This window comes from Nitratiruptor sp. YY09-18, from assembly GCF_016593235.1.
Classification (GTDB): Bacteria; Campylobacterota; Campylobacteria; order Campylobacterales; family Nitratiruptoraceae; genus Nitratiruptor.
On record NZ_AP023065.1, the window covers coordinates 1230541 to 1256517 of the forward strand.

Genomic DNA, 25977 nt, shown 5'->3' on the forward strand with positions numbered 1-25977 from the left:
AATAAGTGGTGAGAAACTTGCCGAAGGTATTTTCAACGCAGCTCTTGTCAAAACCGGCATCTATCGCTTCAAAAACCGTTTTGCAAATTTCAATGAATCTTTTGGCAAGATCACAAAAACAAGTGATGAGAGTCTCAAAATTACAGATACTATTATGCAAAGTATTGCTGAAATTGAAAAAGCACAGAAAGAGACTACCAACGAGATAGATAATGGTGAGACAATTCTCAATAAAACAAACCGTGATATCCTCGATTCAGTCAAGGCGATGGATAACCTCACAAAAACTACAGAGGAGCTCAAACGTAAAATCAGTGGGATCGATCATGTCCTCAATGTTATACTAGAAATTACTGAGCAGACAAACCTCCTCGCTCTCAATGCTGCCATCGAAGCAGCAAGAGCTGGAGAAGTGGGAAGAGGCTTTGCTGTTGTTGCAGATGAAGTGCGTAAACTAGCTGAAAAAACAAGTAAGAGCGCAAGTGAGATACGCGAAGTGACAATTTCAGTAATGGATGAAATGGACAACACCTCAAAAGTTGTCAATAACGCTAAAACTATTGTAGAAGATAGTGCTGAGGGAGCCAGTGGTGTTCTTAAAACTTTCCATAAAATCAAGCAAAATAGTGACAACGTGACAAATCTCATTAAAAGGCAGATCGATCATACAAATAAGCAAAAAGAACATATCTACACATTTAGTCAAGAGATTCAAAAACTCAACGAAGACCTCAAACAAACACAAGAGCTTGCCAATGTCACAGGTTTGAGGATACTCTCTACTATTGATTATATGAAAGAGGGAATCGATAGCTGTGCTGCATATCAAAAAGATGAGGCTGTAACAAAAGTGCTCAATGCAATTGAAGCTCACTCGATCTATATTACAAATGTAGCAAAAGTTGTTGAAGGCTATCAAGATATCACCCTTAAAGATTTTACTTCATGTGACTATGGTAAATGGTTCTACTCTGGTGAAGCTTTTAAAGAGCTTCGTCCTTATGGTGATGAAGTGATAGCAATTTTGGAGGGTACCGAAGATATCCATAAAGATATTCACAATCTGGCCCATGAACTTGTAAGACTCAAGAAAGAAAACAGAATGGATGAAGTTTTTGACAAATTCCATGAGCTCGCAGATACGGCAAGTGAACTTGTCAAAGAGCTTACAAAAATCTATGCAATCATTGCATCAAAAGAGCTTGATTAAAGGCTAACTATGATTTATAAAAGCATCTATAACAAAAGAGGAATAGAGCCCAAAAATAGTGAATCACCTTTTGAGCTTCATGAGCTCTTTTTCTCTATTACTGATCCAAAAGGGATAATACTTACAAGTAATGATGTTTTCCAAAGAGTCTCAAAATTTGATTTTGAAGAGCTTATAAGAAAACCGCACAATGTCATTCGTCATCCAGATATGCCGCGAGCAATATTCAAAGCTTTGTGGGATACTATACAACAGGGTAAACCTTTTATAGGCTATGTGAAGAATATGGCCAAAGATGGATCTTACTACTGGGTTTTAGCCGCAGTCTATCCGGTAATTGACAAAGAGGGCAATATCAAAAGTTATATTTCTTTACGACTCAAACCCTCCTCAAAACTCTTTGAAATAATCCCGCCTCTTTACAAAGAACTCTTAGAGCATGAACTCAAAAACGATATAGATGCAACACTAGAACTACTTGGTAAACGCCTCAAAGAGCTAGGCTTTGAGAGATATGACGATTTTGCAAAGCATGCATTTTTCCAAGAGATCTTGAGTCGTGAAAAGATCTTGGCCAATAAGAGTGTACAAAACTGCCAAGTTGATTTGACTAAGGTGAATGAAGAAAATATAGAATTTATCGATCTTCTTTGTAATCTCCAGACTATCTTCTTCCGCATCAATCGCTACTTCAATGAGATTTTTAGCAAGGTCAATCTCTTCTTGAATCTCAATGATGAGCTCAATAAAAAGAGTAAGTTCATCTATGAACTTGCCGAAGATATCCGCTTGCTCTCTCTCAATGCCTCTATAGAGAGCTACAAAGTCAAGAAAGAGGGAGTGAGTTTCTCAACTCTCTCGCATGAGATGCGCAAAAATGCAGAGCTATGTGAGAGAAAGATCATACAGCTAAGTGAAATCATTGAAGATACCAAAAAAGATATCGAAGATATAGGATTTAATATCCTCACATCCAAACTCATTATTGAGATGATAAATTTTTTCATCAAAGAGATGATTACAAACCTCTCTCATACCAATGTTAGCAATGAGAAGAAAGAGGAGGTAGTCAATAATATCACTAGTCTTTTTAACTTGCTCATATCATATGCACAAAATCTTTCTAAAAATGTCTATGCATCAAAAAGTCAGCTGCGCTCAATGTTTTACAATATCCAAGAGCTCAATGTGCTCATCAACAGACTTGATTTCATTCATATAAACGGTCTTATTGAATCAGCACATACCAAAGAGGAAGGTGGTGGTTTTACTATTATCTTTTCACAAATGCTTAAGCTCATTGAAGCAGCAAAGCAAGAGATTATCAATTTAGAAGTGAGCATTACAAGTGCAAATGAAGAGAACCTCACAGTCAACCTTATCACCGATGTAGCGCAGCAAAAGATCGCAAAACTGCAAAAGCAGTATGCTGATATTTTCCAAAAAGTTAGCTAACTTCTAATACCTCATCAAGCTTGGCAAAAGCCGGCTTGAGCACACGCTCGCTATACTTTTCGCAATCAGTTTTGAGAGATTTTTTGAAGCTAAGGCGCTTTATCTCATCTTTGCTTGCACCTTTGGCAATAGCATCTTTGAGCTCTTTGTCTATATCCATCGGCTCTTTTGCAAACTCCCAAAGTGTAAGCCCAAATGCTCTTGAATACTTGATCGCATCACTATCAGCTAGCACGAGATAGTTGCGATCTTTCTCATCCACATAATTGATGAGGCCCTTGGTATCAAAAAAGCCATACTTATCGCCTAAGAAGATATCAAATTGCGATTCGAGCTCTCTTGTCTCATTCCAACGATTGAGAGCAAAGATAGTCTTGATATCTGGATTTGCATTTTTCATGCGCTGATAGATATTGAGTGCACTGGTAGCATCAAGTTCACCATCCATGAGGGGAATAACAACTGCATCGAGTGCATAGATCATGCCGCTATCTACCAAAGCATCCATGATATAAACTGCTGTCTTATTTGCTCCAATATCCATGACGATATTGTTCTCTAGCAGCAAAATATCTCGCAGCTCTTCACGTAGATCCTGCCCAGCTACGCCGATACGCTCTAGCCAGACAAGTTTACTCTTTTCAAAAGAGATACTATCCTCATTCTCATCGTCAAATTCAAAAAAAGATACAGGATTTTGCGATTTTTGGTAGAGATAGGGAGCAATGAGCTGCATACTGATGGTGCTTTTTCCTACACCACCTTTTGTGTTGATGACAGCTACTTTATAGATTTTTTGCATAATTACCTCGTGGATGCTTTTTGAGGTAATTATACCAAAAGCGAGGAATCTCCCCGCTTAGTGGCTACATCCACATCCGCCCTCGCTGTGACCTCCGCCTTGGTTGTTGCCGCTTGTTGAGCATGCGCTCACTCCTGGAGGAGTTGTAGGCTGGATAGCTTCGTTGCTTGCTCCACCCTCTTCATTCACTTTTTCTATGAAATGCCAGAGCTTATTGGCTGCTTGGTGGTAGCGTTTTGATGTTTCACTCTCAGGATGATAAAAGACCACAGGTTTCCCTTCATCTCCACCCTCTCTAATTGCTGGCTCAATAGGTATTTCACCCAGTACACTTGTTCCATACTCTAGAGCTACATCGTGCGCAGTCCCTTTACCGAAAATATCACTCTCAGTACTACAATTTGGACAGATAAATCCACTCATGTTCTCCACAATTCCAGCGATTGGAATATGGAGTTTTTTGAACATATCAAGGCTGCGTCTGCTATCATCGAGGCTTACCATCTGTGGAGTAGTGACTGTCACACCAGCTGTAACTGGAACGCTTTGTGCGAGTGTCAGCTGTGCATCACCTGTTCCTGGAGGCATATCGATAAAGAGTACATCAAGATCGCTCCACAAAATATCACGCAAGAACTGTTCGATCGCTTTCATAACCATTGCACCACGCCAGATAAGTGACTGCCCCTCTTCCATGAGTACACCCATACTCATCACTTCTACACCATACTTTGTCTCAATAGGTTTAACTTTATTGCCCACAACCTCTGGCTGGACACCAAGAATCCCCATCATACGCGGGATATTTGGTCCATAGATATCGGCATCAAGAATTCCTACCTTTTTGCCCTGCATCGCTGTAGCAATTGCAAGGTTTACTGTAGTAGTTGATTTACCAACACCACCTTTACCACTACTTACCATCACGAAGTTTTTCACTTGTGGCGCAAGGTTTTTACCTCTGCTTGATGTCTCCCTTGGCATTTTTGGCTGATGAATATTGACAACAACCTCTTTTGCACCTTCAAGTTCGAGCTTTTTTGTGATCTCATCACGCAGCTGCTGTGCCACTTCTGGAGCACTTGAAGTGATATCGAGTTCTACAAATACTCTATCACCACTCACTTCTACCGCTTTTACAAAACCAAATGTCACTATATCTTTGGTAAAACCAGGATATGCAACAGTGCTTAAAACCTCTTTTACTTTTGCTTCATTTAGCATAACACTGCTCCTTTAATCATATAATTCGGATAAATTTTATCTTATTTAACTTTAATTGAAATTAATTTTTGAGGTAATTGGGGGAATTTTATTTATGCACAGAGCTTATGCTCCGTGCTCTTCGAGGATTGTTTGGGTGATTTTGTAGCTACAAAATTTTGGTCCACACATAGAGCAAAATTCTGCCTCTTTGAAGACATCTTGCGGGAGCGTCTCATCATGATATTCGCGAGCTTTGTCTGGATCGAGGGCAAGCTCAAACTGCTTATTCCAATCAAAATGATACCTTGCATCACTCATCGCATCATCTACATCTCTCGCACCCTTTCGCCCGCGTGCAATGTCAGCTGCATGCGCAGCAATTTTATATGCAATGATTCCTTCTCGTACATCCTGGGCATTTGGAAGTCCAAGGTGCTCTTTTGGAGTAACGTAGCAGAGCATACTTGCTCCATACCATCCAGCCATTGCTGCGCCTATTGCACTTCCAATATGGTCATATCCAGCTGCAATATCAGTAACAAGTGGTCCAAGGACATAAAATGGCGCTTCATGGCAGTAGTCGCGCTCAATTTTGATATTGCGCTCGATCTGATTCATTGGTACGTGACCTGGCCCTTCAATCATAACTTGCACATCTTTATCCCATGCCTTGAGTGTAAGCTCACCTAGAACTTTGAGCTCTTCAAGCTGTGCATCATCACTCGCATCTGCAAGACATCCAGGACGCAAACTATCTCCAAGTGAGAGACTCACATCATATTGACGACAAATATCTAGAATTTCATCAAAAGCTGTATAGAACGGATTCTCTTTGTGGTAGTGCATCATCCAAGCTGCCATTAAGCTCCCACCCCGTGAAACGATACCCATCTTTCTTTTGGCTACAAGTGGCATGAAGCGGAGCAAAAATCCAGCATGGATAGTGAAGTAACTCACACCTTGTTGTGCCTGACGCTCTATAACTTCTAGCATCTTATCAATTGTAAGATCTTCTATTTTATTATTACAATCGTGTAAAATCTGATAGATCGGAACCGTTCCGATAGGAACTTCGGCATTTTTGATAACCTCTTGTCTGATCGCATCAAGATCACCACCAGTAGAGAGATCCATAATAGTATCAGCGCCATATTTTTGGCACACCTTCACTTTCTCTACCTCGCCTTCTATATCACTAGCTAAAGCACTGCTACCTATATTTGCATTGATTTTACACTTTGCCGCTAGACCAATAGCCATAGGTTTTTGGTGCACATGATTAACATTCGCAGGGATGATCATACGTCCTCGTGCCACTTCTTTACGTACAGTCTCTGGCTCAAGCCCCTCTATATTTGCCACATATTCCATCTCTTCAGTAATAATGCCTTGCTTTGCATAATACATCTGCGTTTTAACAGGATCATTCTTTCTCTTTTCTACCCACTCTTTTCTCATATTCGACTCCTTCAAAGCATATAGCTTGGGGTGGTTTCTCAAAATATTACTTAAAAAAGATAAAAAAAAGCTTTCGTAATGTATAATTTTGTAACATTCAGGGAAAAAGGATAAGTTTTGTCTGATATTACATTGGTGTTACTTAGTGCTGGTGAATCCTCACGCTTTGAACTTCCTTGCAAGAAGCAGTGGCTATGGATAGAGGATGAGCCCCTCTGGCTCTATGTGTTACGCAGATTTACATCTTTTGCCGCATTTACCAAAACAATACTCACAGCACACCCAAAAGAGAAGAACCTCTATGAAAAATATAGCAACGCCATTATAGTCCAAGGTGGCAAAAGTCGCCAAGAGTCTATCCTCAATGCTTTAAAATTTGTAGAGAGTGAATATGTGCTCATCAGTGATATTGCCCGTGTATGCATACAAAAGGATGTAGTCCAAAGAGTGATAGCACACAAAGATGAAGGAGCTTGCATAGTCCCTTATATAAAGCCGGTAGATACAATTGTGTATAGAAATGAAACAATAGACCGCAATGAAGTAAAGCTTATCCAAACCCCTCAGCTCTCACACACAAAGACTCTGCGCCAAGCACTCTCGCAAGGTATAGAGTATACAGATGAAAGTAGCGCCATAAAGGCACTCGGAGGAAAAGTTGTATACATAGAGGGAAGTCCAAAGCATAGAAAGCTCACCAACAAAGAAGATCTAGCGTTCCTTGAGTGCCTCAAACCACCTCTGCAGATACCACGCACTGGATTGGGCTTTGATGTGCATGCCTTTTGCACTGGGCGTCCACTTATGCTTTGCGGCGTTGAAGTGCCTTATGAAAAGGGGCTTCTTGGTCACTCAGATGCTGATGTGGCTCTCCATGCGCTCATTGATGCCCTCATGGGTGCTGCTGGTTTTGGAGATATTGGAGAAATTTTTCCAGATAGTGACGAAAAATATAAAGATATTGACTCCAAGATTTTACTGCAAGAGTGTGTGGAGCTTTTGCAAAAATGCGGATTTGTTATAGAGCACGTAGATCTTACAATTATGGCACAAGCACCAAAACTGCTAGATTTCAAACAAACAATGCAGCAAAATATTGCCACACTCTTGCATATTCCAAAGCACAGAGTCAATATCAAAGCCACTACTACTGAAAAACTGGGCTTTATAGGCCGCAAAGAGGGCATAGCAGCTCAAGCAGTAGCTACACTAAATTACTATGATTGGAGTAGAGCATGAGAGTACTCATAGTTGAAAATGAGATATATCTTGCACAAAGTATTTCCTCAAAACTGAGTGAACAGGGCTTTAGCTGTGAAATTGCAGCCAGTATCCAGGATGCTACACAAGATGGAGAGTATGACATAGTCTTGCTCTCTACCAACATAAACGGGCAGGAGTTTCTCCCTGTTATTGAAAAGTATAAAGATAAAATCATTATCTTGCTTGTTTCATATATCTCACAAGATACCGTTTCAGAACCTTTGCAAAAGGGAGCAAACGACTATATCCTCAAGCCATTCATGATAGAAGAGCTTATTCGCAAGATCAAACACTTCATCGAGCATGAAAAACTGCAGCAAGAAAACCGCGCTTACAAAGAGTATGTACGCCATACATTCAAAGATTTCCAACCGCAAGACATCTCTATAAAAGAGCAGTTTCCACTCTTTATCAAAACAAATTATCAAAAATTTGCTGACTATTACGCTTTTAGTCTCAGTGAACTACTTCAAGAGCCATTTCACTTCTACTCCCTTGCAGACAAAAGAGCGATAAATAGACTAAAAAGTGAAAAAAATTCACAACTTCTCTACATCACAGATTTCCAAACACTTAAAAAGAGTGAAAGAGCGCACTTTTTAGAGATAATTAAAGATAAAAGAGCAATTGTTTCGACTACAGACAACATTGAAGAGGAGATTCCATATAAAATCTTGGAGCTGCGCAGTGACAATAAAGTCTTTGATAGAAATGATATTTTAACGATTGATGAGTATGTCAAATATATCATAATCAATTATCAAAACAAATTTCCTGATACTGTTCTTTCCAAAAAGCTAGGTATTTCGCGCAAGAGTCTGTGGGAAAAAAGGAAAAAGTATGAAATCTTCAAAAAGAAATAGACTTTTTATAGACCGTGAAGCCCTTGCGACTCTCGCTTTGGTCCAAGAGGGTCTTTTGAGTCCAGTCGATAAACTCATGAATTCCAAAGAAGCTAAAGAGGTTGATAGCACCAAAGAGTATAGAGGCAAATCTTTCCCTTTCTCCTTTATCCTTGCTCCCAGCGGTAAAAAGAATCAAGAAATACTCCAATCTCTCAAGCCAGGCGAAATAGTAGATCTTTATGAAAACAATATAAAAGTTGGTGAAGTCGAAACTGAAGAGGTTTTTACAATTGATCCCCTTGAGAGACTTAAAAATATCTACGGAACATCAGATACTTCCCACCCAGGTATTGCTACAACACTTCAAAGACTTGGCAATTATGCAATAAGTGGAAAGTTTCATGTGGAGTTTGGGGATATTAAAAAAGCAAAAGAGCTCGTACAAGCAAAAAAACGTGAACTCAAGGCCAAAAACACAGCTGCGATCATGCTTGCAGCCAAACCTTTACATAGAGCCCATGAGAGACTTATTCGCCTCACCCTAGAAGAGAACGATCTTGTTGTTCTTTTTTTGCTCAAACCCTATGTAAATGAGAAGTTCTCGTACGAGCTGCGTTATCAAACATTGGAATATTTTGTCAAAAACTATCTTCCTAAAAACCGTGTACTTATAGTCCCGCTTGAAAACACCTATATCTTTGCTGGTTTTAATGAACTTATCCTCGATGCAATTGTTGCGCAAAACTTTGGCTGTAACCGCTTGGTAGTTGGGAAAAATCATGCAGGTTTGGGTCTTTACTATGACAAAAACAGCGTAAAGAGTATTTTCGATGACCTCAAAGGTATCTCAATAGATATACAAACAGTGAGCGAATTTGTCTACTGCGATGAGTGCAAGACGCTTGTGAGTACCAACACCTGTCCTCACGGCTCTCACCATCATATTTCATATCATGCTGACTCAATTCTCGAACTCCTCGAGCTTGGGATTTTGCCACCTGCAGTATTGGTGCGTAAAGAGATTAGTGCAATTATTTTAAGTGAACTCTTTCCAAATCGATTTAAAAATCTCGAAAAACTCTTTGCAGACCTCATCCCAAATCCAGGACTCATGGTTAAGCATAACGAGAGAGATTTTTATATAGAACTTATGAAACTTTACCAGACCACTTCACTCACATAAGGATAACGATGCGAAGATGCTTTCTGACAGGCTGCTATAGCGGGCTTTTACCAAAAGCACCTGGCACTTGGGGGACACTCTTTGGCGCATTACTAGCATGGGTGATACTTCTCTTTTTGCCTCAATCTACTCTCTTCTATCTCGTCATTCTCACTACTATCATTGCTATCAAAGAGATCGATAAATTTGAGCAGCAAACAGGCATCCATGATGATCCATCAATCGTTATCGATGAGATTGCAGGTATTTGGCTAGCTATTTCTATCCTCCCATCTACAAATCCGATCTGGATAGCTCTTGCATTTTTCTTCTTTCGCTTTTTTGATATCAAAAAGCCTTCATATATAGGCAAACTCGATAAGTTGCCAGGCGGATTTGGGGTGATGGCAGATGATCTATTGGCTGGAGTATTAGCTGGGCTTTGTGCAGGAGTTATCTATGTAGCTTTTATGCACTATGTTGTATAATTGAAAAAAGGAGGTATATGATGAAAAAACTACTGATCATTTTCCTTAGTTCTCTCGCTCTTTTTGCAAGTAGCTATACAGGCTTTATGAAACTATCAAAGGGCGATTGGGCCAAGTATGAGATCTATACAGATCAGGGTAAATTTGTAATGACAACAAAGTTTTTGGGAACTACAAAATATAAGGGACTCAAAGTCAATATAGTAGAGACGGAAGCCAATGGTGTAGTGACACAATATTGGAGTGCAGTGGGAAATGATAGAGCAATCCAAAAGGTTATCACAAAAACTCCTCAAGGTATCATGTGCATGAGTGAAGAGATGATAGGTGCTATGCATGTAAACAAGGGCTCTGGGTACCACACAACTACTCCAAAAGAGTATAGCCCCCAAAAACCAAATATAAAGTTTACTACATATACTCTCCCAAACGGGAAAAAGATCAAAGTAGCTATATTTAAAAATAGAGAGAGTGAAGTGTGGGTAAGCTCAGAAGTACCTTTCGGCATTGTACTAGCAAAAGAGCATGGAAAAACTGTTATGAAGCTTATTGATTTTGGAAGTGGCGCAAAAGCTGCTATACCTTTGCGCGCTGCTCTTAGCTGCAGTGCTCCAGCATTTCCCCAATTACCAATGTAAATGAGCAGGTCACTCCTGCTCTGCCTCTTCAATATCCTCTTTGATAGCGTTGAGAAGTTTTTTGAATTTTTCGTACTTTTTGATATTTGGCTCAAAAAATTCACAGCTTCTTAGAAATATCTCTTGGAGTTTTTCATAGACGCTTATCTTCTCTTGTGCTGTCATATCCACCGCATCGATGAACGCCTGAAAACTCTCTTTTCCTGTAATTGAGCGCAAAATATCGCGCAGCATCCTCTTGCGCTCACGCACCATCACATCTTCACCCATGCGAAGACCAATCACTTTGATATCGAGCCTGCTAAAGTAGACGCCACACTTCACAGGAGCAAGCATATTTTTTTGGATCGACTCGATGAACCCTTCAGCTTCGGCTTCACTTTCACAAGCTATCTCGCACTGCTCCTCTTTTATCTCTTTGACAGCTTTGAGTGCATCAAAGTCTTTCTTGAGATCATCAAAATTTATATCCATTCTCTACCCTTTTATATTTTGTGTCAGTTCTAGTAGTTTTATATCATCAATCGGAGTTACATAAGAAGAGGTAATGAGCTCAAGAGTATCGTCATGTTTGATACTCATGAGCACCACACCCTCTTGATTGAAATGCTCTGCAGCCATCTTCTGATACTCTGGCATGAAAATGGTCACTTCTACTTTGGATTGAGGAAGGTTATTGATAAAAAATCCAAAATCCTCTTCATTGATGTTGATACCGATCATCATGAGATTGCGATCAGCTATCTCTTTGTTTACTGTACTGATAAACTGTTTCCCAAAGCAGTCTTTTCCTGCTACTGCGATGAGTTTTTTCCCATGAATATCACTTGGATTCATTCGATCCCCCATAAAGATTTTGCCTCTTCCTCTTCGATTTTGCAGCGAGGACAAACCTGCTCGCCACTAAAATAGGTAAATGGATTGCCACAATCGATACAGCGAATCACTTTGAACTTTTTCAAAACCTTCTGCTCAGGTTCAAAGAACTCTTTTGTATCAAAATACTCTGTAATTTGAATACTACCCTTTTCACACACATCATGACACAAGTGACACTTGACACACAAAAGTGGATCAAAATAGATAGTAGAGAATCTCTTATCGCTACTGAGCGCCTGGGTAGGACACACTCTATAGCAAATAGAGCAGTTATCGCAACTTTCATCAACCACTTTATCTGAAGTAAACGAGAGATATTCATTCTCTAAATATTTATACTCTGCAGGTTTTTCCATCCGCTTGAGGATAGTAAAGAGAAGTTTGCGCTTGTTAGGTATATTTTTTTGACGTATTGCTTGAATGTGCGAAGAGCTCAGACCAATTTCTGGATTTTCAAGTGCTTCTATCTCCTCTTTGACCTGTTTATGGAGTGTAGCAGCACCTTTGAGGGTAAATATATTGAAAAACTCACGTCTGTTTGGCTGATCCTCTTTTGTAACGCCAATCTTTTGGGCTTGAATCTCTTTGTCACTGATAGTGCTAAGTACATAATTGGCTTCAGCAATATTTGATTCAATCTGTACAAAACATCGCTCTTTGATATCGCATGTAGCGCAATGTCCAATATCCAAAACAAAATCTTTCACAAGAGCCAAAGATAGAAGATGATCAACACTGAGTGCTGCAAGGCACAAGAAGTTGCTTTTGCATGAAATTACACTCTCGTCACTCTTGATAAAATCGAAGAAAAACTCGGTCACATCAAAATTATTGAGGCTCAGCGCTTCTGTAGGACATACGCCCATACACGCACCACACTCTATACACTCATTTTGATAGATATTGACTGCGCTCTCGGCTACTTTAATAGCCTCAGTAGGACAGATAACTTCACATTTGTTGCATTCGCTCGATTTAGCATAGTAGCGAACACAAGAGGCTGGATTGAGTTGTATCACACCTGCTCCTGCACAAGATACTCATAATCTTCTAGCAAAAACTCTGTAGCTAGTGCTGCTGCATCTTTATAAAAAGGAGTTCTCGCCTGCTCAGCTACATTGATGAGGTACATTGGAGCAAACTGCAACAGATGCTCTTGCAAAAATCTCTTCTGCTCGACTTTGAGCCTAGTCGCTGCCTCTTCATCCCCCTCCTCTTCAGCGCGCTGCTGCGCATCAACTAAAAGCTTCATGAATTCAAGCTCCACGCCGATATGATCAGGACTTACAACTCTTGCTTTTTCATAGTTGACGCGAAAACCATAGTCGTTATAGACTTGCAACACGGGATTTGCTCCACCACTCTCAATCATCCCCTCTTCTGTTGTATAGAAGGTCTCATATGGAATGAGATGCAATACTGCAATATCTGCAAAATCCACATTCAATATTTCATTGATCAGTTTATAGCGACTTCGCTTTTGTCTCTCATCCCACTCAAAGTAGTTTGGAAAGAGCTCTTGGGCATTTGGGAGTTTTTCAAGGAGTGAGAGAGTATGCTCATCCATCTCTGCTATGAAGATTCTTGAAATCAGACCATACATGGCACTTCGCTGCTGGGTCAATACAAATCCTTTTTATAAAGTATTATTTATCTTTATTTTTCTATCATTCAGTTTATGTAATCAAAATTATACTCCACCTCTTTTATTCTAGGCTTAATTATTTTATACTATCTATTATCTTAGGAGGTTTATCGATGAAAAAGTTCATTCTTATTGGAATAATAACTGCATCTTTTCTCTATGCTCAAAACAACCTTGATGGTGCAGCTCTTTTTAGCAAATATGGCTGCTATGGATGCCATGGTGTCAATGCACAGGGTATGGGTGACTATCCTCCACTTGCAGGCAAACCTGAAGCCTACTTAAAAAACAGGCTCCTAGAATATAAAAAAGGAACAATCCACTCCAATAGAGCTGGAACCATGCAGCCATTTGCTCAAAAACTCAGCACTGAAGAGATAGAAGCAATTGCCAAATATCTCTCTACATTATATAAAGATCATGAGAGTAGCGAGAGATATTTTCAAGAGTTTGAAATAGGAGATAGTAGCGGAAGTTAAAATATTGATGCGCCAAAGGCGCATCTGATTAAGCCTCTTCGCGATACATTGGATTTTTATATGCTCGTATTGTAAGAGGTGTTGCTGGTCTTTTGATCCAAGGTGGACGTCTAAACTTCATCTTCTCATTCACTGGACGAGTAAGTTTGTCTCTCCATGCTTGGTAAGTTTTGAAGTTGTTTTCATAGTTGACATAGACATCACCATATTTATCACCAGGTTTTGCTTTTTCGATGATAACTTTTTGATGCCATGCATGGTTACCAGCAATTGGATCTGGATGTACAGGAGCTACAGCATTTTGCCATGCACCTGTAAGCCCATCCCACCAGATATTATCAAGGTCTTTGTTGATATCTTTGAATTGCCAGCTATCTTCTCGCTTGATCATACCTTCTTTTATGCCCTCTTTTGCTCGCATCTTACCGATCTTACCATCCATCTCCATTTTATAAAGAGGTGCACCAAGTCCCATAACACCAAGTTTATGTTCAAATCCTGGGATCTCTACCGCATTTTTGAGCTTCCAACGACCAGCATGGTGAGAACATGCAAGAACACCTGGACGTGTCGCTTCAGTAGGCACTGCCATACCCACGAAATATCCACTCTCTAATCCACTCACAGTATCTACGATACGTACACGGATCTTATCACCGCGCTTGATACCAAGGCGTTTCGCATCACTTGTATGGATCCAGATAGGGTTATGATTTTGACTGATCTCCATCAAATGTTTAGAGTTCACACTTCTTGTATGGATATTGTATGGCAATCTGTAGATTGTATTGAGTGCGAACTCATTTTTCTTCGGATCGATATAGTCATGGTGCACTTGTGTAACAAGATGTACCATCTCTTTGCGCTCTTTTTCGTCTCTTGGATAGATAGGAATAGCATACTCTGGCCATTGATACTCTTTTGCTAGCCAATCAACATAGAAATCAAGTCTCTTATCTGGAGTATGGAATCCATGATATGCTTTTCCGTTTATCTCAATTCCAAACGGCTTTCCATCATGATAGAGCACATCATACTCATCTTTTTCTACTTCGCTTGCGTGAACTTTCTTACCATGAATTGTATAGTATTCACCATCAAATGGAATCTCTTCCTCTTGTGGTTTATACACATCAGTCTCTTCTGTCCATGCACCACGATCTCGCATAAACTCATAGCATGGATATTTGCTGTTTGGATATGCTGCCTTTGCCGCCTTTTTGAGTTTTGGCAAGTTAGCAAATGCTGCATCGTAAAGCTCAGCAATCGTAATAGGTCTGCTAGGATCCTCTTTACTTGCCCAGTACTTTTTGACTCCATATTTACCATCTGGATCAACATAGTGCACCATCAAGTTTGCCCAGAACTCATTCTCTTCCCACACTTCACCAAGGCCAGCTTTGATATGTGCCTCTAGAGTTGCTCTTGCCGGATCTTTTGGCTTCCATCCCATCTTCTCAAGTGCTACGCGAAGAGCTGGCTGACGGAAGGCTGTCCACTGCTCTGGTTTTGTTGGAGCTGATTGCTGGTCATGTCTTTCTCCTGATAGACCTGTTGGCAAGACATAATCACAATACCAGTTTGTCTCACTCCATGTTGGAGAGAGGTTGAATGTAAGCTCAAATTTATCTTCACGCTTCAATGCCTCAATCCATCTAAATCCATCTGGATTGATCCATACAGGATTGTACATACGTGGTACCCATACTGCTATGCGATCAGCGATTTTGAAACCACGCTTATTCCACTTCTCTCTCCACTCATCATCCATGATGAGGTGTGGAAGCAAGAAACTCATCTCATACGTCGAGAGCGGATATTCTGGTGGCCAAGAGTAGTCATTCCATGTATCTACTCTCTCAGGTTGTTTACCAGCTTCTGTTGCTTTGAAAAATTTACCATTGACACTTACTTCATGCCAGTGGTGCCAACTCACTCCACCGATATCACCTTTGAGTGCACCTGTGAGAGCAAGGAGCAAGAAACCACTTCTTGTGTTCATCCATCCACCACGGTGACCGATAGTTCCAGCACGCCAGAGATATGTAGAGATTTTATCTCCTGCATCTTGGATCATCTCCCAAAGTTGATCGAGTTTATACTCTTGACCTTCCAACCTACACTCTTTGACAACAAAGTCAAGGTCATAATGTTTGTACATATCTTTGAGAAGCTCTATGAAACTCTCATAACTCTCATCTTTTGGAAGCTGGCTGATATAGCCCTTGTCCTTGATATATTGGAGATACTCTTTATCTTTCATAAGTTTTTTCCAGTTGACCCAGTTTTTCACAAACTCGTGGTCAACCATATCCTCACCGTTTTTCTTCTTCTCATGAAGAACTCTGTTTGCTAGATAGAGATAGAGCGCAGCTTCTGTTCCAGGCCAAATCGGAAGCCATAAATCAGCCATACCAGCACTGTTTGAAAGGCGTGGGTCGATGACAACAAGTTTAGCTCCTCTCTTTCTCGCATCCGCAATCAAACCTGCACTTTGCTGGAAGTAGTGACCAGCATCTGCAGCATGAGAAGATTGCAAGAAGATGAGACGGCTGTTAGCCCAGTCTGGAGAGTTTCTATCGTCATTTGCCCATTGAATAGATCCTTGACGTGCACCAGCACTACAGATGTTTGTATGCGAATCAAAACCATCAAATCCAAGCGTATGGGGAACTTTACCGCTAAAGCCATTCTCATTTGGACGACCCACATGGTAGATGAACATCTTGCGGCTTACTTCGTCGCCCTTTTCAAGGAGCTCGGCAACTTTTTTGCCGATATCTTTCATCGCTTCATCCCATGTGACACGTACCCACTTACCTTCTCCTCTTTTACTACCTGGAGCTCTCTTGAGTGGGAATGGGATTCTGTCTGGATCATACATCTGTGACCATACAGCATACCCTTTCGCACAGTTGCGTCCGCGACTCCCTGTATGGAGAGGGTTTCCCATATATTTTTTGACAATCATACTTTTTTTGTCTACCCACGCAGTCAAACCACATCCAGCTTCACAGTTACTACATACTGTTGGAACGATAACAAAATCATTTACATAGATACCATCTGGGTTATCTTCGCTTTGTACCCCTTTTCTATTGATACCACCTCTTTTCCAGTCCTCTCCATCAAGTTCTTTGAAATCATCCCACTCTTCAAGTGGTGGATAGAAAGAGAGAGATTTTGGAGTATTTGTAAATTTTGTTGTCTCTTGTGTATTTGCTTGTGCAATAGTCTCAAAGACACCCTTGCTTACAGCCAAACCTGCAACTGCTGCAGCTGCTGTGCCTTTGAGGAAATTTCTTCTGCTTTCGATAAAACTCATGCTTCGCTCCTTAGCTTAGAGGTAGTAGTTGTGGGATTATTAGCCACACATGTTTTGTAATATAGAGCCCAATAATCGCTGAGAGGCTTGCCAAATAGAGCAATGACGCACTTCTACTTTTAAGGCTGAAGTAGACGAGAATCATTGGGATAATAAATGCTATCCATTGACCTGCCCAGAACATTACATGGTATGGACCGTTCTCTTTGACATATGCCAAGATTGCTGCAACCTCTTCAGCTTTCATATGTCCAAAGTAGTATTCACCCATATAGATTGTAAAACTCAAGAATGCACTCGATCCAAGAATAATAGCTAGATCTCTTTTTACTTCATAGCTCCACTCTCCACCAATAATGAGGAAAACTGCGCTACCACAAAGAAGAGCTGCTAAGAGCATTTGTGCAAGTTCAGTTGGAGTTTGCCAAAGTTCTCTTGCAGATGCCTCGCCCATGATAGTGGCAGTATAGAGAGTCACAGGGATTGCTAGTACGACTGCAACTTTAAGAAGTGGATCATAAAGATGCTCTAATTTACAAGGCTTTTTGAGCAGGTATTTTTTGATTGCAATAACTGCCATAATAAAAATAACACCTGTAAACACAGTAGCCATCCATGCACCCACTGTAATTGCGCTCGTCCAGTGAGGGTAGAAGAAGATATGCCACATTCTCAACGGTTGATGCAAATCTAAGAGTGTAAAGAGCAAGAAAATATTGAGGAAAATAAATGAGATAATTGGCATCCAAAGTTTTACTTTATCACCTACCTTATCTCCATAGCGAGCAAGCAAAAATGCTCCAACCAAAACAACACCTGTGCCAATACTTTTTGCCCACATATTGAGCGTAATCATCCATCCCCAAATAACTTCAGGAATTGCTACATCTAGGGTAACAATAGCGTTTGTCGCTGCAACAGTATGCTCTACCATTAGTGACCTCCTATATGGTCTAAGTGAGTAATTTTGTTGAAGAGATTGTATCCCTCTTCACGTTTTGCAGCAAGAGGATTGAGCTGCACTTGACCACCACCAACATAGAAATGTTTTGGATGCGTATTTTTCTCTGGCTTTCTTACCTGTACGCCACCTTTTTTCTGATGTTCCATAATGTAGCGGCTGATATGGCTTGTAGGATCATCAAGATCACCGAAGATGTTCGCCTCTACAGGACATGCTACAACACATGATGGCATCATTTCACTGGCAATTCTGTGCGCACAGTATGTACACTTATCTGCAGTATTTGTCTCAGGATCCATATAAATAGCACCATATGGACACGCCATCATACAGCCTGCACACCCAATGCAGCGCTCTTTATCGATATTAACGATACCGTTTTCAAGATAGTGAAGCGCACTAACCGGACAGATTCTCTCGCACGGTGCATCTTCACAGTGGTTACAGCGCAGCGGTGTATATGTACGCTTTGTCTCTGGATAGACACCCACATCTACATATTTTACACGCAAGCGCCAACTATGAAGTGGAACTTTGTTTTCGACTTTACATGCCACTTCACAACCTTTACACCCCATACATAGGTCAAGGTCAACTAAAAAGCCTAGCTTCATAACTACTCCTTTATAGACTGAGTAAACGGTTCTATAAGCTTAACTTTTGATATACATAAGTCAAGCTAAATACCATAAAAGCGCTATTTCATAGCTATTTATAGTTTAACACTGCAAGCTTAACATTTACTAAAAAGTTCTCTATTTTTTTAAAAATGGTATCAATATTTGTATTTTTTTCATACTTTAACAAACATTTTTCCTCCAAGAGTTCAATCGTTCAAATATATTGATTGTTATCCAAATTATTTTTTAATCAACTTATGATTTTATTTATAAAGTTAAGAGGAGTCACATCGAAGTAGAGGTTGATAGCTTCTATCTTGCCATCTATCTCGTCAGCTGGCTTGTGCGGCTGTGGTGGCAGAGTAAAATCTTTTGGCCAGATTTTAAATGGATTAACCAGAGCCACTACAGGAATCCTGGCCTCTTTGGCTGCCAAAGCCATGAGATAGCTACCAACTTTATGGACAAGTCCAAACTCACCTAAACCATCAGCTCCAAAAATAATAACATCAACCTTTTTGATGAGAAGACCGACAGCTGCATCGATAATGAGTTTTACATCCACCCCGCTATCTTGCAATATATATGCAAGTTCTCTGCCTTCACATTTTGGACGAGACTCTGTGCAAATAATCTCTTTTGGATTTGCTTGGAGCAACGTCTTGCGCACCAGTGAGCTATGCGAGTGGGTTAAAACTCTTTTATCGCGGAGAAGATTTGCAGACTTTTTGATTATCTCTTCATCATATTCTTGAAATTTTCTCCACCATTCATCACACAGTTGAGGTGTAAAGAGTTCTCTGTTCTTATCAATAAATCGACAAAAATTGTAAATCGAAGCCATATAGGGCTGAGCAGCTTTAAGAGGGGGTAAAATTTGAGACAACTCCTCTTTGTTGGCTTTTTTGACAAGTTCGATACTTTCATACGTCAAATATGTTGCCCCATGGATTGAATCGGTTGCAATCTTTTGAATCTCACTATCCCACCAATGCATTATTTTCCTTGAAAAACAGACTAACTAGTAAACTTATTGTAACTTTAAAATTTTTAAGATAGACTTGCACAAATAAATAGGAGAAATTATGTCTGATATAAAGCGCTTTATGATCATGAACAAAATTGAAGGAATATCGTATCTCATCTTGCTGTTTATTGCTATGCCACTTAAATATATTGCTGGCTTTGCAATTACTACGAAAATAGCAGGTATGATACATGGGATTTTGTTTATTCTCTTTTGCTACCAACTCTACAAAATTACTAGCAAATCATTTATCAGTAAGAAAGAATCAATCCTTTTCTTTATTCTTTCACTGATACCATTTGGAAGCTTCTATACAGAGAGGCTTTTCAAAAACCGTTTCGATTATGAGCCAATCAGTGTGAAAGATTTTTGATTTTAGCTAGATAGCTGTACTTCATATCCAACTCAAAGCTCTCATTAGTAGGATACTCATACCCAAACACCTCCCTCCAAAGGGAGTGATCCTCCATGCACATATAAAAAAACACCTTCCCATGCCATGGCTGCAATGATTCATAAGCAAAGTGAAAGAGCTCTCTTTTTATATTCATAGGATAGGAGAGCTTCCCAGCTGCATCAACAAGAGGCATCTGCAATATTTTAGATTTGAAAGTGCGCCTGCGAAGCTTCTTGATAACGGGTTTGATAAATGTGAGCGTTCCAAAAGAGACAAGAGCTACTCTTTGTGGGTCGAAATTTTCAAGAAGCTTTGCAAAAATCTCTCCATACTCTTGCTTCCAATTATCATAATAGATCATTGGATGGAAGTGAAATCCTACGAGCCGCCCTTTATCATGAATCTTCTTGGCCGCTTCCAAGCGCTCTTGGAGAGATGCTGTGAGGCGCTCTTCAGACTGTACGATTGTTTGGGGATTGAGACTCCAGGTAGTTATGATATTTGGCGGATACTCATTTTCTAAAAGGTAGCGGACATTATCACTTTTGGTTTTGAGCTCCAAAATAACGTTGTGATTTTTACGTGCAAATGCTATGAGCGCATCTAGCACTCCACCGCGATTACCCCACATGAGACTATCGCTGCTTTGCCCCGTTCCTATATGGTATATCTCATTGGGATCAAGTTCTATATTGAGAAGTTTCTCCTTGAGATTTGTATTGAACGTAATTGTATCTTCATTATAAAAACTTTGGATTGAGCAGTAGCTACAGTCATATCCGCAACTTTCTACCATATCCAGTGTCCAAAGATTACAGCACCTTGTCTTCGGACTTGCTACCGGACACATACCAAAACCAAGCTTTTTATCAATTTGGGCAAAGCGGATTTTATGGGTATTCTCTTTATCGATCACAAACCCATCATAGCTTTTAGGTCTCCTCTTTATCTCTTCGTACCTCTTTTGTATATTTGAGAGAATCTCTTCTTTGCTCTCACCCTCCCAAAGATTTGCGAGGCTTCCCTCACTCCACATATAAAGATCGATACCTATATCACACAGCTGCTTGAGCTGAGCTGCACTTAGACGCCACTTATAGGCTTGGGTGCGCACAAACTCCTGCTCGCTTTTGGGGAGATTTGCAAAGAGAGTATGTGCAATTTTTTTCTCAAAGTCGTATATCTTCATCTATTTTTTTAAGCGAATCTCTATCGATTTTGCATGGGCTTCCAGTCCCTCGGTATGCGCTAAGATCGCTGCAGCCTCTCCAATATTTTGCATAGCTTGACATGAAAAATTTATAATCGAGCTTTTTTTAAGAAAATTTTCTACACTCAGCGGACTATAAAATCTTGCAGTTCCACCTGTTGGGAGTGTATGATTTGGCCCTGCGATATAATCACCTATGGGCTCAGGAGTGTTTTCGCCCAAGAATATTGCACCAGCATGCTTGATTTTTGGCAAGAGTTCAAAGGGATTTGCAGTCATTATCTCTAGATGTTCTGGAGCGATTTTATTCATAATATCTACAGCTTCACTCATACATTCTGCTACAATAATTGCACCTCTTTCATGGATCGATTTGCTTGCAATATCTTTGCGCTTAAGTTCTTGCAAGAACTGTTCTACCTCTTTATCTACTTTTTGTGCAAGCTCTTGCGAGGTAGTGACCAAAATAGAGCTTGCCATCTCATCATGCTCTGCTTGGCTAAGAAGATCTATCGCAATGTAACGTGGGTCTGCACTCTCATCTGCAATAATTCCAATCTCACTCGGTCCTGCAATCATATCGATATTGACTTCACCATAAACTAGCTTTTTGGCAGTTGCTACAAAGATATTGCCAGGTCCTGTAATAACATCGACTTTTTCAATAGTCTGGGTACCATAAGCAAGTGCTGCAATTGCACTTGCTCCACCTACTTTATATACTTTTTCGATTCCGCATAGATGACAAGCAGCGAGTAAAAGCTCATTTGGCTCATTATCAGGTGTAGGAGTTGTTACTATGATATCTTCCACACCTGCAACAATTGCTGGAATAGCATTCATCAAAAGGCTGCTCGGATATGCAGCTTTACCGCCAGGGATGTAAAGACCCGCCTTTTCAACCGGAGTAACCTTTTGTCCTAGTATCGTACCATTATTCTCAAAATCGATCCAAGATTTTGGTAGTTGTTTCTCGTGATATGCTTTTATGCGATCATATGCCAAATGCAGTGCAGCTCGTAATTTTTCATCAAGATTTTCGTATGCTCTTTGCATCAACTCTGGGGCGATTTTCAAATCTTCACTGCTCTTTGGCTCCCAATTATCAAACTTTGCAATATGGCGAAAAAGCGCTGCATCACCTTCACTTTTGATCTCATCTATTATCGATTTGACAATTGGCGTGACATTTTCGATATCCATATCTGCACGCGAGAGGATATGTGCAAACTCCTTTGCAAAAGAAGCATCTTGTGTATTGAGTATCTTCATAGCTCCCTCTTTTTTTCCTTGATTGTAGCAAACATTTTCTTGTATCTCTCTTCCATTGTAATGTTACCACTCCTTCCACCCTGATGGATGTAAAGAAGCTCTTTTGGAAGGTCATTGCTTTTTTGTAGCGTAGCAAATGCGACAGGATCGTATAAAAGATCAAACTCTATACCACTCTTCTTTGCTTCTTGCCATAATTGATAAAGCTCTGGATAGAGATGTGCAAACCTATAGCGTTTTGGTGGCTCTATGATTTTGGGAATAGCTGAAACATCAGGCTCCATACACTCCATCTGCTCTTGAAGGTATTGCTTTTTGCCTACACATGGGAAAGTTATTACTTGCAAAAAAGAGCCAAGATTTTTGAGAGCTTTTTGCAAGAAAAGAGCAGTTGTCCCTGTGCCAGAAGGCAAAAATATTGGAATATCTTTTTGATTTTTCTTGCTCCAATCTACTATCTCTTTGGCGAGTTGTTCTATTCCATAATATGCCTCTTTGCAGCGCACCCCCTCTGGGATTATAAGTGTATCATCAACTTTTATACTCTCACATAAGAGATTGCGATCTTGCTTAGAGTATGGCCAGGTAGAGATATCTTTGATCTGCATACCTTGCGAGAGTGCAAAGGCAAGATTTCCTTTTGGGCTATCCAGAAGCGCTTCATTGATGCGGGTATAGTAGACAAACTTCCACTCCTTTTGTTTTGCCAAATAGGCTAGCGCTGCCATGGCGTTTGACTGCATAGACCCATAGGAAACAACAGTTGAAATTTTGAGATCATTTTGTAAAAAATAAAAAAGTTTTCGCGCTTTATTGCCGCTAATAAATGGATGGAGGAGATCGTCTCGCTTGACATGCAAAGTGTAATCGAAAAGCGTGATAGTATGGAGTGGAGAGTCAATCAAAGAGCAAAGCCCTTTGATTAGTTAATATTGAGACTGCGAAGATCTTCATAAGCTTTGATGACGCGAGCTTTCATACTTTTCTCACCTTCACGAAGCCATTTTCTAGGATCGTAATATTTTTTGTTTGGCTTATCCTCACCTTCAGGATTGCCGATCTGGCTTTGGAGGTAGTCATGATATTTTTCAATGTATCCTTTGACTCCGCTCCAAAAAGCCCACTGGGTATCGGTATCGATATTCATCTTCACAACACCATAGTCGATCGCTTCATGTATTTTGGAAAGTTCACTTCCGCTTCCACCATGAAATACGAAACTCACAGGCTTCTCTTTGTCTATACCAAATTTTTGGCGGATATACTCTTGGGAATTTTTAAGAATTATTGGCTCTAATTTTACATGCCCAGGTTTATATACACCATGCACGTTTCCAAAGCTTGCTGCGATAGTAAAGTATGGGCTAATGCGAGAGAGTCTCTCATAGGCTTCGGCTACCTCTTCAGGCTGTGTGTAGAGCTTGGCATTATCGATGCCTGTATTATCAACACCATCCTCTTCGCCACCTGTTACACCAAGCTCAATTTCAAGATGCATGCCGAGTGGCGCCATACGACGCAGATACTCTTCACATGTTGCAAGATTTTGCTCAAGGGGCTCTTCTGAGAGATCAAGCATATGAGAGCTAAAGAGAGGTCTGCCATGGAGTTTATAGTACTCTTCCCCAGCTGCAAGGAGTCCATCGATCCAAGGAAGGAGCTTACGCGCTGCATGGTCAGTATGGAGCACTACACTAATACCATAGGCTTCTGCAAGAATATGCACATGTTTTGCAGCAGCAATTGCACCTAAGATTGCTGCTTTTTGTCCTTCATTGTCTAGACCCTTGCCAGCCCAAAAGTGCGCACCACCATTGCTCAGTTGGATTATCACAGGAGAGTTTGCCTCTCTTGCTGCTTCCATAACTGCATTGATGGAGTTAGTACCTACCACATTGATAGCTGGCAATGCAAAACTATGCTCTTTTGCATACTCATAGAGTCGCAAAAGATCATCACCCCACACCACACCCGGTTTCAAAAACTCTCTTACGCCCATAGCAGTCCTTTAGATTCTTAGATGTTCTCTTTGATTGAAGCCGATTTTTTGAGCTTAGCAACCTCTTGCTTGATCATTTTTTGGAATTTTTCCATCTTGAGCTGCGATTTTATGCGATCTTTTACTTTTGCAAACTCCACAGTAGTTTCAGGCTTTTTATCCTCTACATAGATCACATGGTAACCGAACTGCGATTTGACAGGTTTTGTAGTAAATTGACCAGGTTTTAGCGCAAAGGCTGCGTCGCTAAATGGCTTGATCATCTGGCCTTTACTAAAATATCCAAGATCTCCACCTTTTTTGCCGCTAGGTCCCACAGATTTGGTCTTAGCGAGTTCTATAAATTTTGCTTTGAGTTTGCTTTTTGGAGTCTTTTTGAGTTCATTAATAATCTCTTGCGCCTCTTTTTCGCTTCTTACAAGGATATGTCTAGCATGTACAAGTGCAGGTCTTTTGAATTTTTCGATATTCTTTTTGTAGTACGCTTTTGCTTCACTATCACTTACTTTGATTGAATCATACTTTTTCTTCATCCATATTTCAAACGCAAGGTTGCCTTTGAGTTTTTCGAGTGCTTCTTTGTACTCTTTTGATTTTTGAATACCACTTTTGAGCGCTTTTTCTTTGAGAAGTTCTCTCTCGATTGCTTGCTCGACAACTTTTTTCTGGATATTTTTTGGAAGTTGATCGAAACTTCTTCCCGATTGTGCAATAATAGGAGCGACATCTTCGGTCGTAATCTTTTTCCCATTAACTGTTGCTAAAACTTTTCCTGCTAATGCATTTGAGGTTAATAGGCCTAGAGCCACCATACCACTTACTAAATACTTCTTCATTCCTATCCTTTACAATTTTTGATTTAACGCTATTATTATTTCATATTATGGTAAACGTTTTGTACATCATCATTCTCTTCAAGCATATCAATGAGTTTTTCAACTTTTTCAGCTGTTGCATCATCTACATCTATTTCATTGTTTGCTACAAGCCCAACATTGCTTTCTAAAATATTTGCTCCAGCTTTCTCTACTGCCTCAAGCACTTGATTGAATTCACTTGGGTCAGCCTCTATGACAAGTACCTCATCAAACTCTAGAATATCATTTGCACCTGCTTCCAAAGCTGCCTCCATAACAGCCTCTTCATTCTCATCACGCTCTACGCTGATGACGCCTTTTTTGTCAAACATCCAAGCCACACTTCCGCTTGTACCCAAACTTCCGCCACTCTTGCTAAAAGCGTGACGTACAGCTGCAACTGTCCTATTCTTGTTATCTGTAAGGCACTCTACCATTATAGCCACCCCACCTGGTCCATACCCTTCATAAGTTACCTCTTCATATTTGACACCTGGAAGATTACCACTTGCTTTGTCAATCGCTCTTTTGATATTGTCTTGAGGCATGGAGACAGCTTTAGCGCGCTCAATTGCTAAACGCAATGCAGCATTAGTCTCAGGATTTGGACCGCCATCGCGCACTGCAGTCATGATATCCCGTACAGCTTTTGTAAAGACTTTGCCTTTTTTAGCATCCTCTTTTGCTTTGATATGCTTAACTTTGGACCATTTATTGTGTCCTGCCATCAATACTCCTCAATATATTTTGGGTAAAATTATAGCAAAAAGTCAAAG

General features: G+C 40.2%; 26 protein-coding genes and 1 pseudogene. 10 read left to right on the plus strand and 17 right to left on the minus strand.

Annotated features, from left to right (window positions below; translation table 11 throughout):
• Positions 1-154 precede the first annotated feature (154 nt).
• The 3 genes and pseudogenes from JG734_RS09535 to JG734_RS06625 all read left to right on the plus strand — a co-directional run.
• Positions 155-664, plus strand: a pseudogene (locus JG734_RS09535) (methyl-accepting chemotaxis protein); the annotation flags it as partial.
• A gap of 129 nt (positions 665-793) precedes the next feature.
• Positions 794-1210 (plus strand): CZB domain-containing protein, encoded by a 417-nt coding sequence (locus tag JG734_RS09540; RefSeq protein ID WP_370583636.1) that lies wholly within the window; start codon positions 794-796, stop codon positions 1208-1210.
• Between the two features lie 9 nt (positions 1211-1219).
• On the plus strand, positions 1220-2665 hold the full coding sequence (locus tag JG734_RS06625) for a PAS domain-containing methyl-accepting chemotaxis protein (RefSeq protein WP_201332503.1): 1446 nt from the start codon (positions 1220-1222) through the stop codon (positions 2663-2665).
• On the opposite strand, the gene JG734_RS06630 is transcribed toward JG734_RS06625, so the two are convergent.
• From JG734_RS06630 to thiC, 3 genes are all read right to left on the minus strand, one after another.
• On the minus strand, positions 2658-3467 hold the full coding sequence (locus JG734_RS06630; protein WP_201332504.1) for a ParA family protein: 810 nt from the start codon (positions 3465-3467) through the stop codon (positions 2658-2660). The two genes, JG734_RS06625 and JG734_RS06630, sit on opposite strands and share 8 nt — an antisense overlap.
• Before the next feature lie 57 nt (positions 3468-3524).
• Positions 3525-4691: an Mrp/NBP35 family ATP-binding protein gene (locus tag JG734_RS06635; RefSeq protein ID WP_201332505.1), complete on the minus strand. Its 1167-nt coding sequence runs from the start codon at positions 4689-4691 to the stop codon at positions 3525-3527.
• Positions 4692-4796: 105 nt separating this feature from the next.
• On the minus strand, positions 4797-6131 hold the full coding sequence (gene thiC, locus JG734_RS06640) for a phosphomethylpyrimidine synthase ThiC (RefSeq protein ID WP_201332506.1): 1335 nt from the start codon (positions 6129-6131) through the stop codon (positions 4797-4799).
• A gap of 117 nt (positions 6132-6248) precedes the next feature.
• On the opposite strand from thiC, the gene JG734_RS06645 reads away from it, so the two are divergent.
• From JG734_RS06645 to JG734_RS06665, 5 genes are read left to right on the plus strand one after another with little or no spacing between them, the layout of a single operon-like run.
• A complete protein-coding gene (locus JG734_RS06645) occupies positions 6249-7370 on the plus strand; it encodes a bifunctional 2-C-methyl-D-erythritol 4-phosphate cytidylyltransferase/2-C-methyl-D-erythritol 2,4-cyclodiphosphate synthase (protein ID WP_201332507.1) in 1122 nt (373 codons plus the stop codon).
• Positions 7367-8257 (plus strand): response regulator, encoded by an 891-nt coding sequence (locus JG734_RS06650; RefSeq protein ID WP_201332508.1) that lies wholly within the window; start codon positions 7367-7369, stop codon positions 8255-8257. The genes JG734_RS06645 and JG734_RS06650 overlap by 4 nt, the downstream gene beginning before the upstream one ends.
• Positions 8235-9422: a sulfate adenylyltransferase gene (locus JG734_RS06655; RefSeq protein WP_201332509.1), complete on the plus strand. Its 1188-nt coding sequence runs from the start codon at positions 8235-8237 to the stop codon at positions 9420-9422. The genes JG734_RS06650 and JG734_RS06655 overlap by 23 nt, the downstream gene beginning before the upstream one ends.
• An 8-nt stretch (positions 9423-9430) precedes the next feature.
• Positions 9431-9889: a phosphatidylglycerophosphatase A gene (locus JG734_RS06660; protein WP_201332510.1), complete on the plus strand. Its 459-nt coding sequence runs from the start codon at positions 9431-9433 to the stop codon at positions 9887-9889.
• 20 nt (positions 9890-9909) lie between these two features.
• Positions 9910-10527 (plus strand): hypothetical protein, encoded by a 618-nt coding sequence (locus JG734_RS06665; RefSeq protein ID WP_201332511.1) that lies wholly within the window; start codon positions 9910-9912, stop codon positions 10525-10527.
• 9 nt (positions 10528-10536) lie between these two features.
• Here JG734_RS06665 and JG734_RS06670 read toward each other — a convergent pair whose 3' ends face one another.
• Genes JG734_RS06670 through JG734_RS06685 form a run of 4 tightly spaced genes read right to left on the minus strand, consistent with a single transcriptional unit; the run spans position 10537 to position 13030 of the window.
• Positions 10537-11001 (minus strand): hypothetical protein, encoded by a 465-nt coding sequence (locus JG734_RS06670; protein ID WP_201332512.1) that lies wholly within the window; start codon positions 10999-11001, stop codon positions 10537-10539.
• 3 nt (positions 11002-11004) lie between these two features.
• On the minus strand, positions 11005-11364 hold the full coding sequence (locus tag JG734_RS06675) for a hypothetical protein (RefSeq protein ID WP_201332513.1): 360 nt from the start codon (positions 11362-11364) through the stop codon (positions 11005-11007).
• Positions 11361-12425 (minus strand): 4Fe-4S dicluster domain-containing protein, encoded by a 1065-nt coding sequence (locus JG734_RS06680; RefSeq protein ID WP_201332514.1) that lies wholly within the window; start codon positions 12423-12425, stop codon positions 11361-11363. The genes JG734_RS06675 and JG734_RS06680 overlap by 4 nt, the downstream gene beginning before the upstream one ends.
• The gene (locus tag JG734_RS06685) at positions 12422-13030 is read right to left on the minus strand and encodes a molecular chaperone (RefSeq protein ID WP_236586823.1); all 609 of its coding nucleotides are present in this window, start codon (positions 13028-13030) and stop codon (positions 12422-12424) included. Before JG734_RS06685 ends, JG734_RS06680 begins: the two co-directional genes overlap by 4 nt.
• 134 nt (positions 13031-13164) lie before the next feature.
• Between JG734_RS06685 and JG734_RS06690 the strand changes: the two genes are divergently transcribed.
• Positions 13165-13530 carry a c-type cytochrome gene (locus JG734_RS06690; protein WP_201332515.1) on the plus strand — a complete coding sequence of 122 codons (366 nt, stop codon included), beginning with the start codon at positions 13165-13167 and terminating at the stop codon, positions 13528-13530.
• 28 nt (positions 13531-13558) lie between these two features.
• On the opposite strand, the gene JG734_RS06695 is transcribed toward JG734_RS06690, so the two are convergent.
• The 4 genes from JG734_RS06695 to JG734_RS06710 all read right to left on the minus strand — a co-directional run bounded on the left by JG734_RS06695 (position 13559) and on the right by JG734_RS06710 (position 19436).
• Complete coding sequence (locus JG734_RS06695; protein WP_201332516.1) at positions 13559-16855, minus strand: molybdopterin-dependent oxidoreductase; 3297 nt, start codon at positions 16853-16855, stop codon at positions 13559-13561.
• Positions 16856-16865: 10 nt separating this feature from the next.
• Entirely contained in the window at positions 16866-17789 is a 924-nt protein-coding gene (gene nrfD, locus JG734_RS06700; protein WP_201332517.1) for an NrfD/PsrC family molybdoenzyme membrane anchor subunit, read from the minus strand.
• Positions 17789-18433: a 4Fe-4S dicluster domain-containing protein gene (locus tag JG734_RS06705; RefSeq protein WP_201332518.1), complete on the minus strand. Its 645-nt coding sequence runs from the start codon at positions 18431-18433 to the stop codon at positions 17789-17791. Before JG734_RS06705 ends, nrfD begins: the two co-directional genes overlap by 1 nt.
• Before the next feature lie 256 nt (positions 18434-18689).
• Positions 18690-19436 (minus strand): hypothetical protein, encoded by a 747-nt coding sequence (locus JG734_RS06710; RefSeq protein WP_201332519.1) that lies wholly within the window; start codon positions 19434-19436, stop codon positions 18690-18692.
• Between the two features lie 88 nt (positions 19437-19524).
• Here JG734_RS06710 and JG734_RS06715 point away from each other — a divergent pair, with 88 nt between their 5' ends.
• Positions 19525-19839, plus strand: coding sequence for a DUF3817 domain-containing protein (locus tag JG734_RS06715; protein ID WP_201332520.1), 315 nt, complete (start codon positions 19525-19527; stop codon positions 19837-19839).
• On the opposite strand, the gene JG734_RS06720 is transcribed toward JG734_RS06715, so the two are convergent.
• From JG734_RS06720 to JG734_RS06745, 6 genes are read right to left on the minus strand one after another with little or no spacing between them, the layout of a single operon-like run.
• Positions 19820-21052: a spore photoproduct lyase family protein gene (locus JG734_RS06720; protein ID WP_236586824.1), complete on the minus strand. Its 1233-nt coding sequence runs from the start codon at positions 21050-21052 to the stop codon at positions 19820-19822. The two genes, JG734_RS06715 and JG734_RS06720, sit on opposite strands and share 20 nt — an antisense overlap.
• Positions 21053-22345, minus strand: coding sequence for a histidinol dehydrogenase (gene hisD, locus JG734_RS06725; RefSeq protein WP_201332521.1), 1293 nt, complete (start codon positions 22343-22345; stop codon positions 21053-21055).
• Entirely contained in the window at positions 22342-23250 is a 909-nt protein-coding gene (locus JG734_RS06730; RefSeq protein ID WP_201332522.1) for a 1-aminocyclopropane-1-carboxylate deaminase/D-cysteine desulfhydrase, read from the minus strand. The genes hisD and JG734_RS06730 overlap by 4 nt, the downstream gene beginning before the upstream one ends.
• Before the next feature lie 17 nt (positions 23251-23267).
• Positions 23268-24344, minus strand: coding sequence for a class II fructose-bisphosphate aldolase (gene fbaA / locus JG734_RS06735; protein WP_201332523.1), 1077 nt, complete (start codon positions 24342-24344; stop codon positions 23268-23270).
• Between the two features lie 17 nt (positions 24345-24361).
• Positions 24362-25180 (minus strand): peptidyl-prolyl cis-trans isomerase, encoded by an 819-nt coding sequence (locus JG734_RS06740; RefSeq protein WP_201332524.1) that lies wholly within the window; start codon positions 25178-25180, stop codon positions 24362-24364.
• 35 nt (positions 25181-25215) lie between these two features.
• Positions 25216-25929: a YebC/PmpR family DNA-binding transcriptional regulator gene (locus JG734_RS06745; protein ID WP_201332525.1), complete on the minus strand. Its 714-nt coding sequence runs from the start codon at positions 25927-25929 to the stop codon at positions 25216-25218.
• Positions 25930-25977 lie beyond the last annotated feature (48 nt).

Excerpts from the sequence above, each read along its gene's own strand:
- JG734_RS09540 (WP_370583636.1), top strand. The coding sequence starts at position 794 with ATGAAAGAGGGAATCGATAGCTGTGCTGCATATCAAAAAGATGAGGCT.
- JG734_RS06625 (WP_201332503.1), top strand. The coding sequence starts at position 1,220 with ATGATTTATAAAAGCATCTATAACAAAAGAGGAATAGAGCCCAAAAAT.
- JG734_RS06630 (WP_201332504.1), bottom strand. The coding sequence starts at position 3,467 with ATGCAAAAAATCTATAAAGTAGCTGTCATCAACACAAAAGGTGGTGTA.
- JG734_RS06635 (WP_201332505.1), bottom strand. The coding sequence starts at position 4,691 with ATGCTAAATGAAGCAAAAGTAAAAGAGGTTTTAAGCACTGTTGCATAT.
- thiC (WP_201332506.1), bottom strand. The coding sequence starts at position 6,131 with ATGAGAAAAGAGTGGGTAGAAAAGAGAAAGAATGATCCTGTTAAAACG.
- JG734_RS06650 (WP_201332508.1), top strand. The coding sequence starts at position 7,367 with ATGAGAGTACTCATAGTTGAAAATGAGATATATCTTGCACAAAGTATT.
- JG734_RS06655 (WP_201332509.1), top strand. The coding sequence starts at position 8,235 with ATGAAATCTTCAAAAAGAAATAGACTTTTTATAGACCGTGAAGCCCTT.
- JG734_RS06660 (WP_201332510.1), top strand. The coding sequence starts at position 9,431 with ATGCGAAGATGCTTTCTGACAGGCTGCTATAGCGGGCTTTTACCAAAA.
- JG734_RS06665 (WP_201332511.1), top strand. The coding sequence starts at position 9,910 with ATGAAAAAACTACTGATCATTTTCCTTAGTTCTCTCGCTCTTTTTGCA.
- JG734_RS06670 (WP_201332512.1), bottom strand. The coding sequence starts at position 11,001 with ATGGATATAAATTTTGATGATCTCAAGAAAGACTTTGATGCACTCAAA.
- JG734_RS06675 (WP_201332513.1), bottom strand. The coding sequence starts at position 11,364 with ATGAATCCAAGTGATATTCATGGGAAAAAACTCATCGCAGTAGCAGGA.
- JG734_RS06690 (WP_201332515.1), top strand. The coding sequence starts at position 13,165 with ATGAAAAAGTTCATTCTTATTGGAATAATAACTGCATCTTTTCTCTAT.
- JG734_RS06695 (WP_201332516.1), bottom strand. The coding sequence starts at position 16,855 with ATGAGTTTTATCGAAAGCAGAAGAAATTTCCTCAAAGGCACAGCAGCT.
- nrfD (WP_201332517.1), bottom strand. The coding sequence starts at position 17,789 with ATGGTAGAGCATACTGTTGCAGCGACAAACGCTATTGTTACCCTAGAT.
- JG734_RS06705 (WP_201332518.1), bottom strand. The coding sequence starts at position 18,433 with ATGAAGCTAGGCTTTTTAGTTGACCTTGACCTATGTATGGGGTGTAAA.
- JG734_RS06710 (WP_201332519.1), bottom strand. The coding sequence starts at position 19,436 with ATGCATTGGTGGGATAGTGAGATTCAAAAGATTGCAACCGATTCAATC.
- JG734_RS06715 (WP_201332520.1), top strand. The coding sequence starts at position 19,525 with ATGTCTGATATAAAGCGCTTTATGATCATGAACAAAATTGAAGGAATA.
- JG734_RS06720 (WP_236586824.1), bottom strand. The coding sequence starts at position 21,052 with ATGAAGATATACGACTTTGAGAAAAAAATTGCACATACTCTCTTTGCA.
- hisD (WP_201332521.1), bottom strand. The coding sequence starts at position 22,345 with ATGAAGATACTCAATACACAAGATGCTTCTTTTGCAAAGGAGTTTGCA.
- fbaA (WP_201332523.1), bottom strand. The coding sequence starts at position 24,344 with ATGGGCGTAAGAGAGTTTTTGAAACCGGGTGTGGTGTGGGGTGATGAT.
- JG734_RS06740 (WP_201332524.1), bottom strand. The coding sequence starts at position 25,180 with ATGAAGAAGTATTTAGTAAGTGGTATGGTGGCTCTAGGCCTATTAACC.
- JG734_RS06745 (WP_201332525.1), bottom strand. The coding sequence starts at position 25,929 with ATGGCAGGACACAATAAATGGTCCAAAGTTAAGCATATCAAAGCAAAA.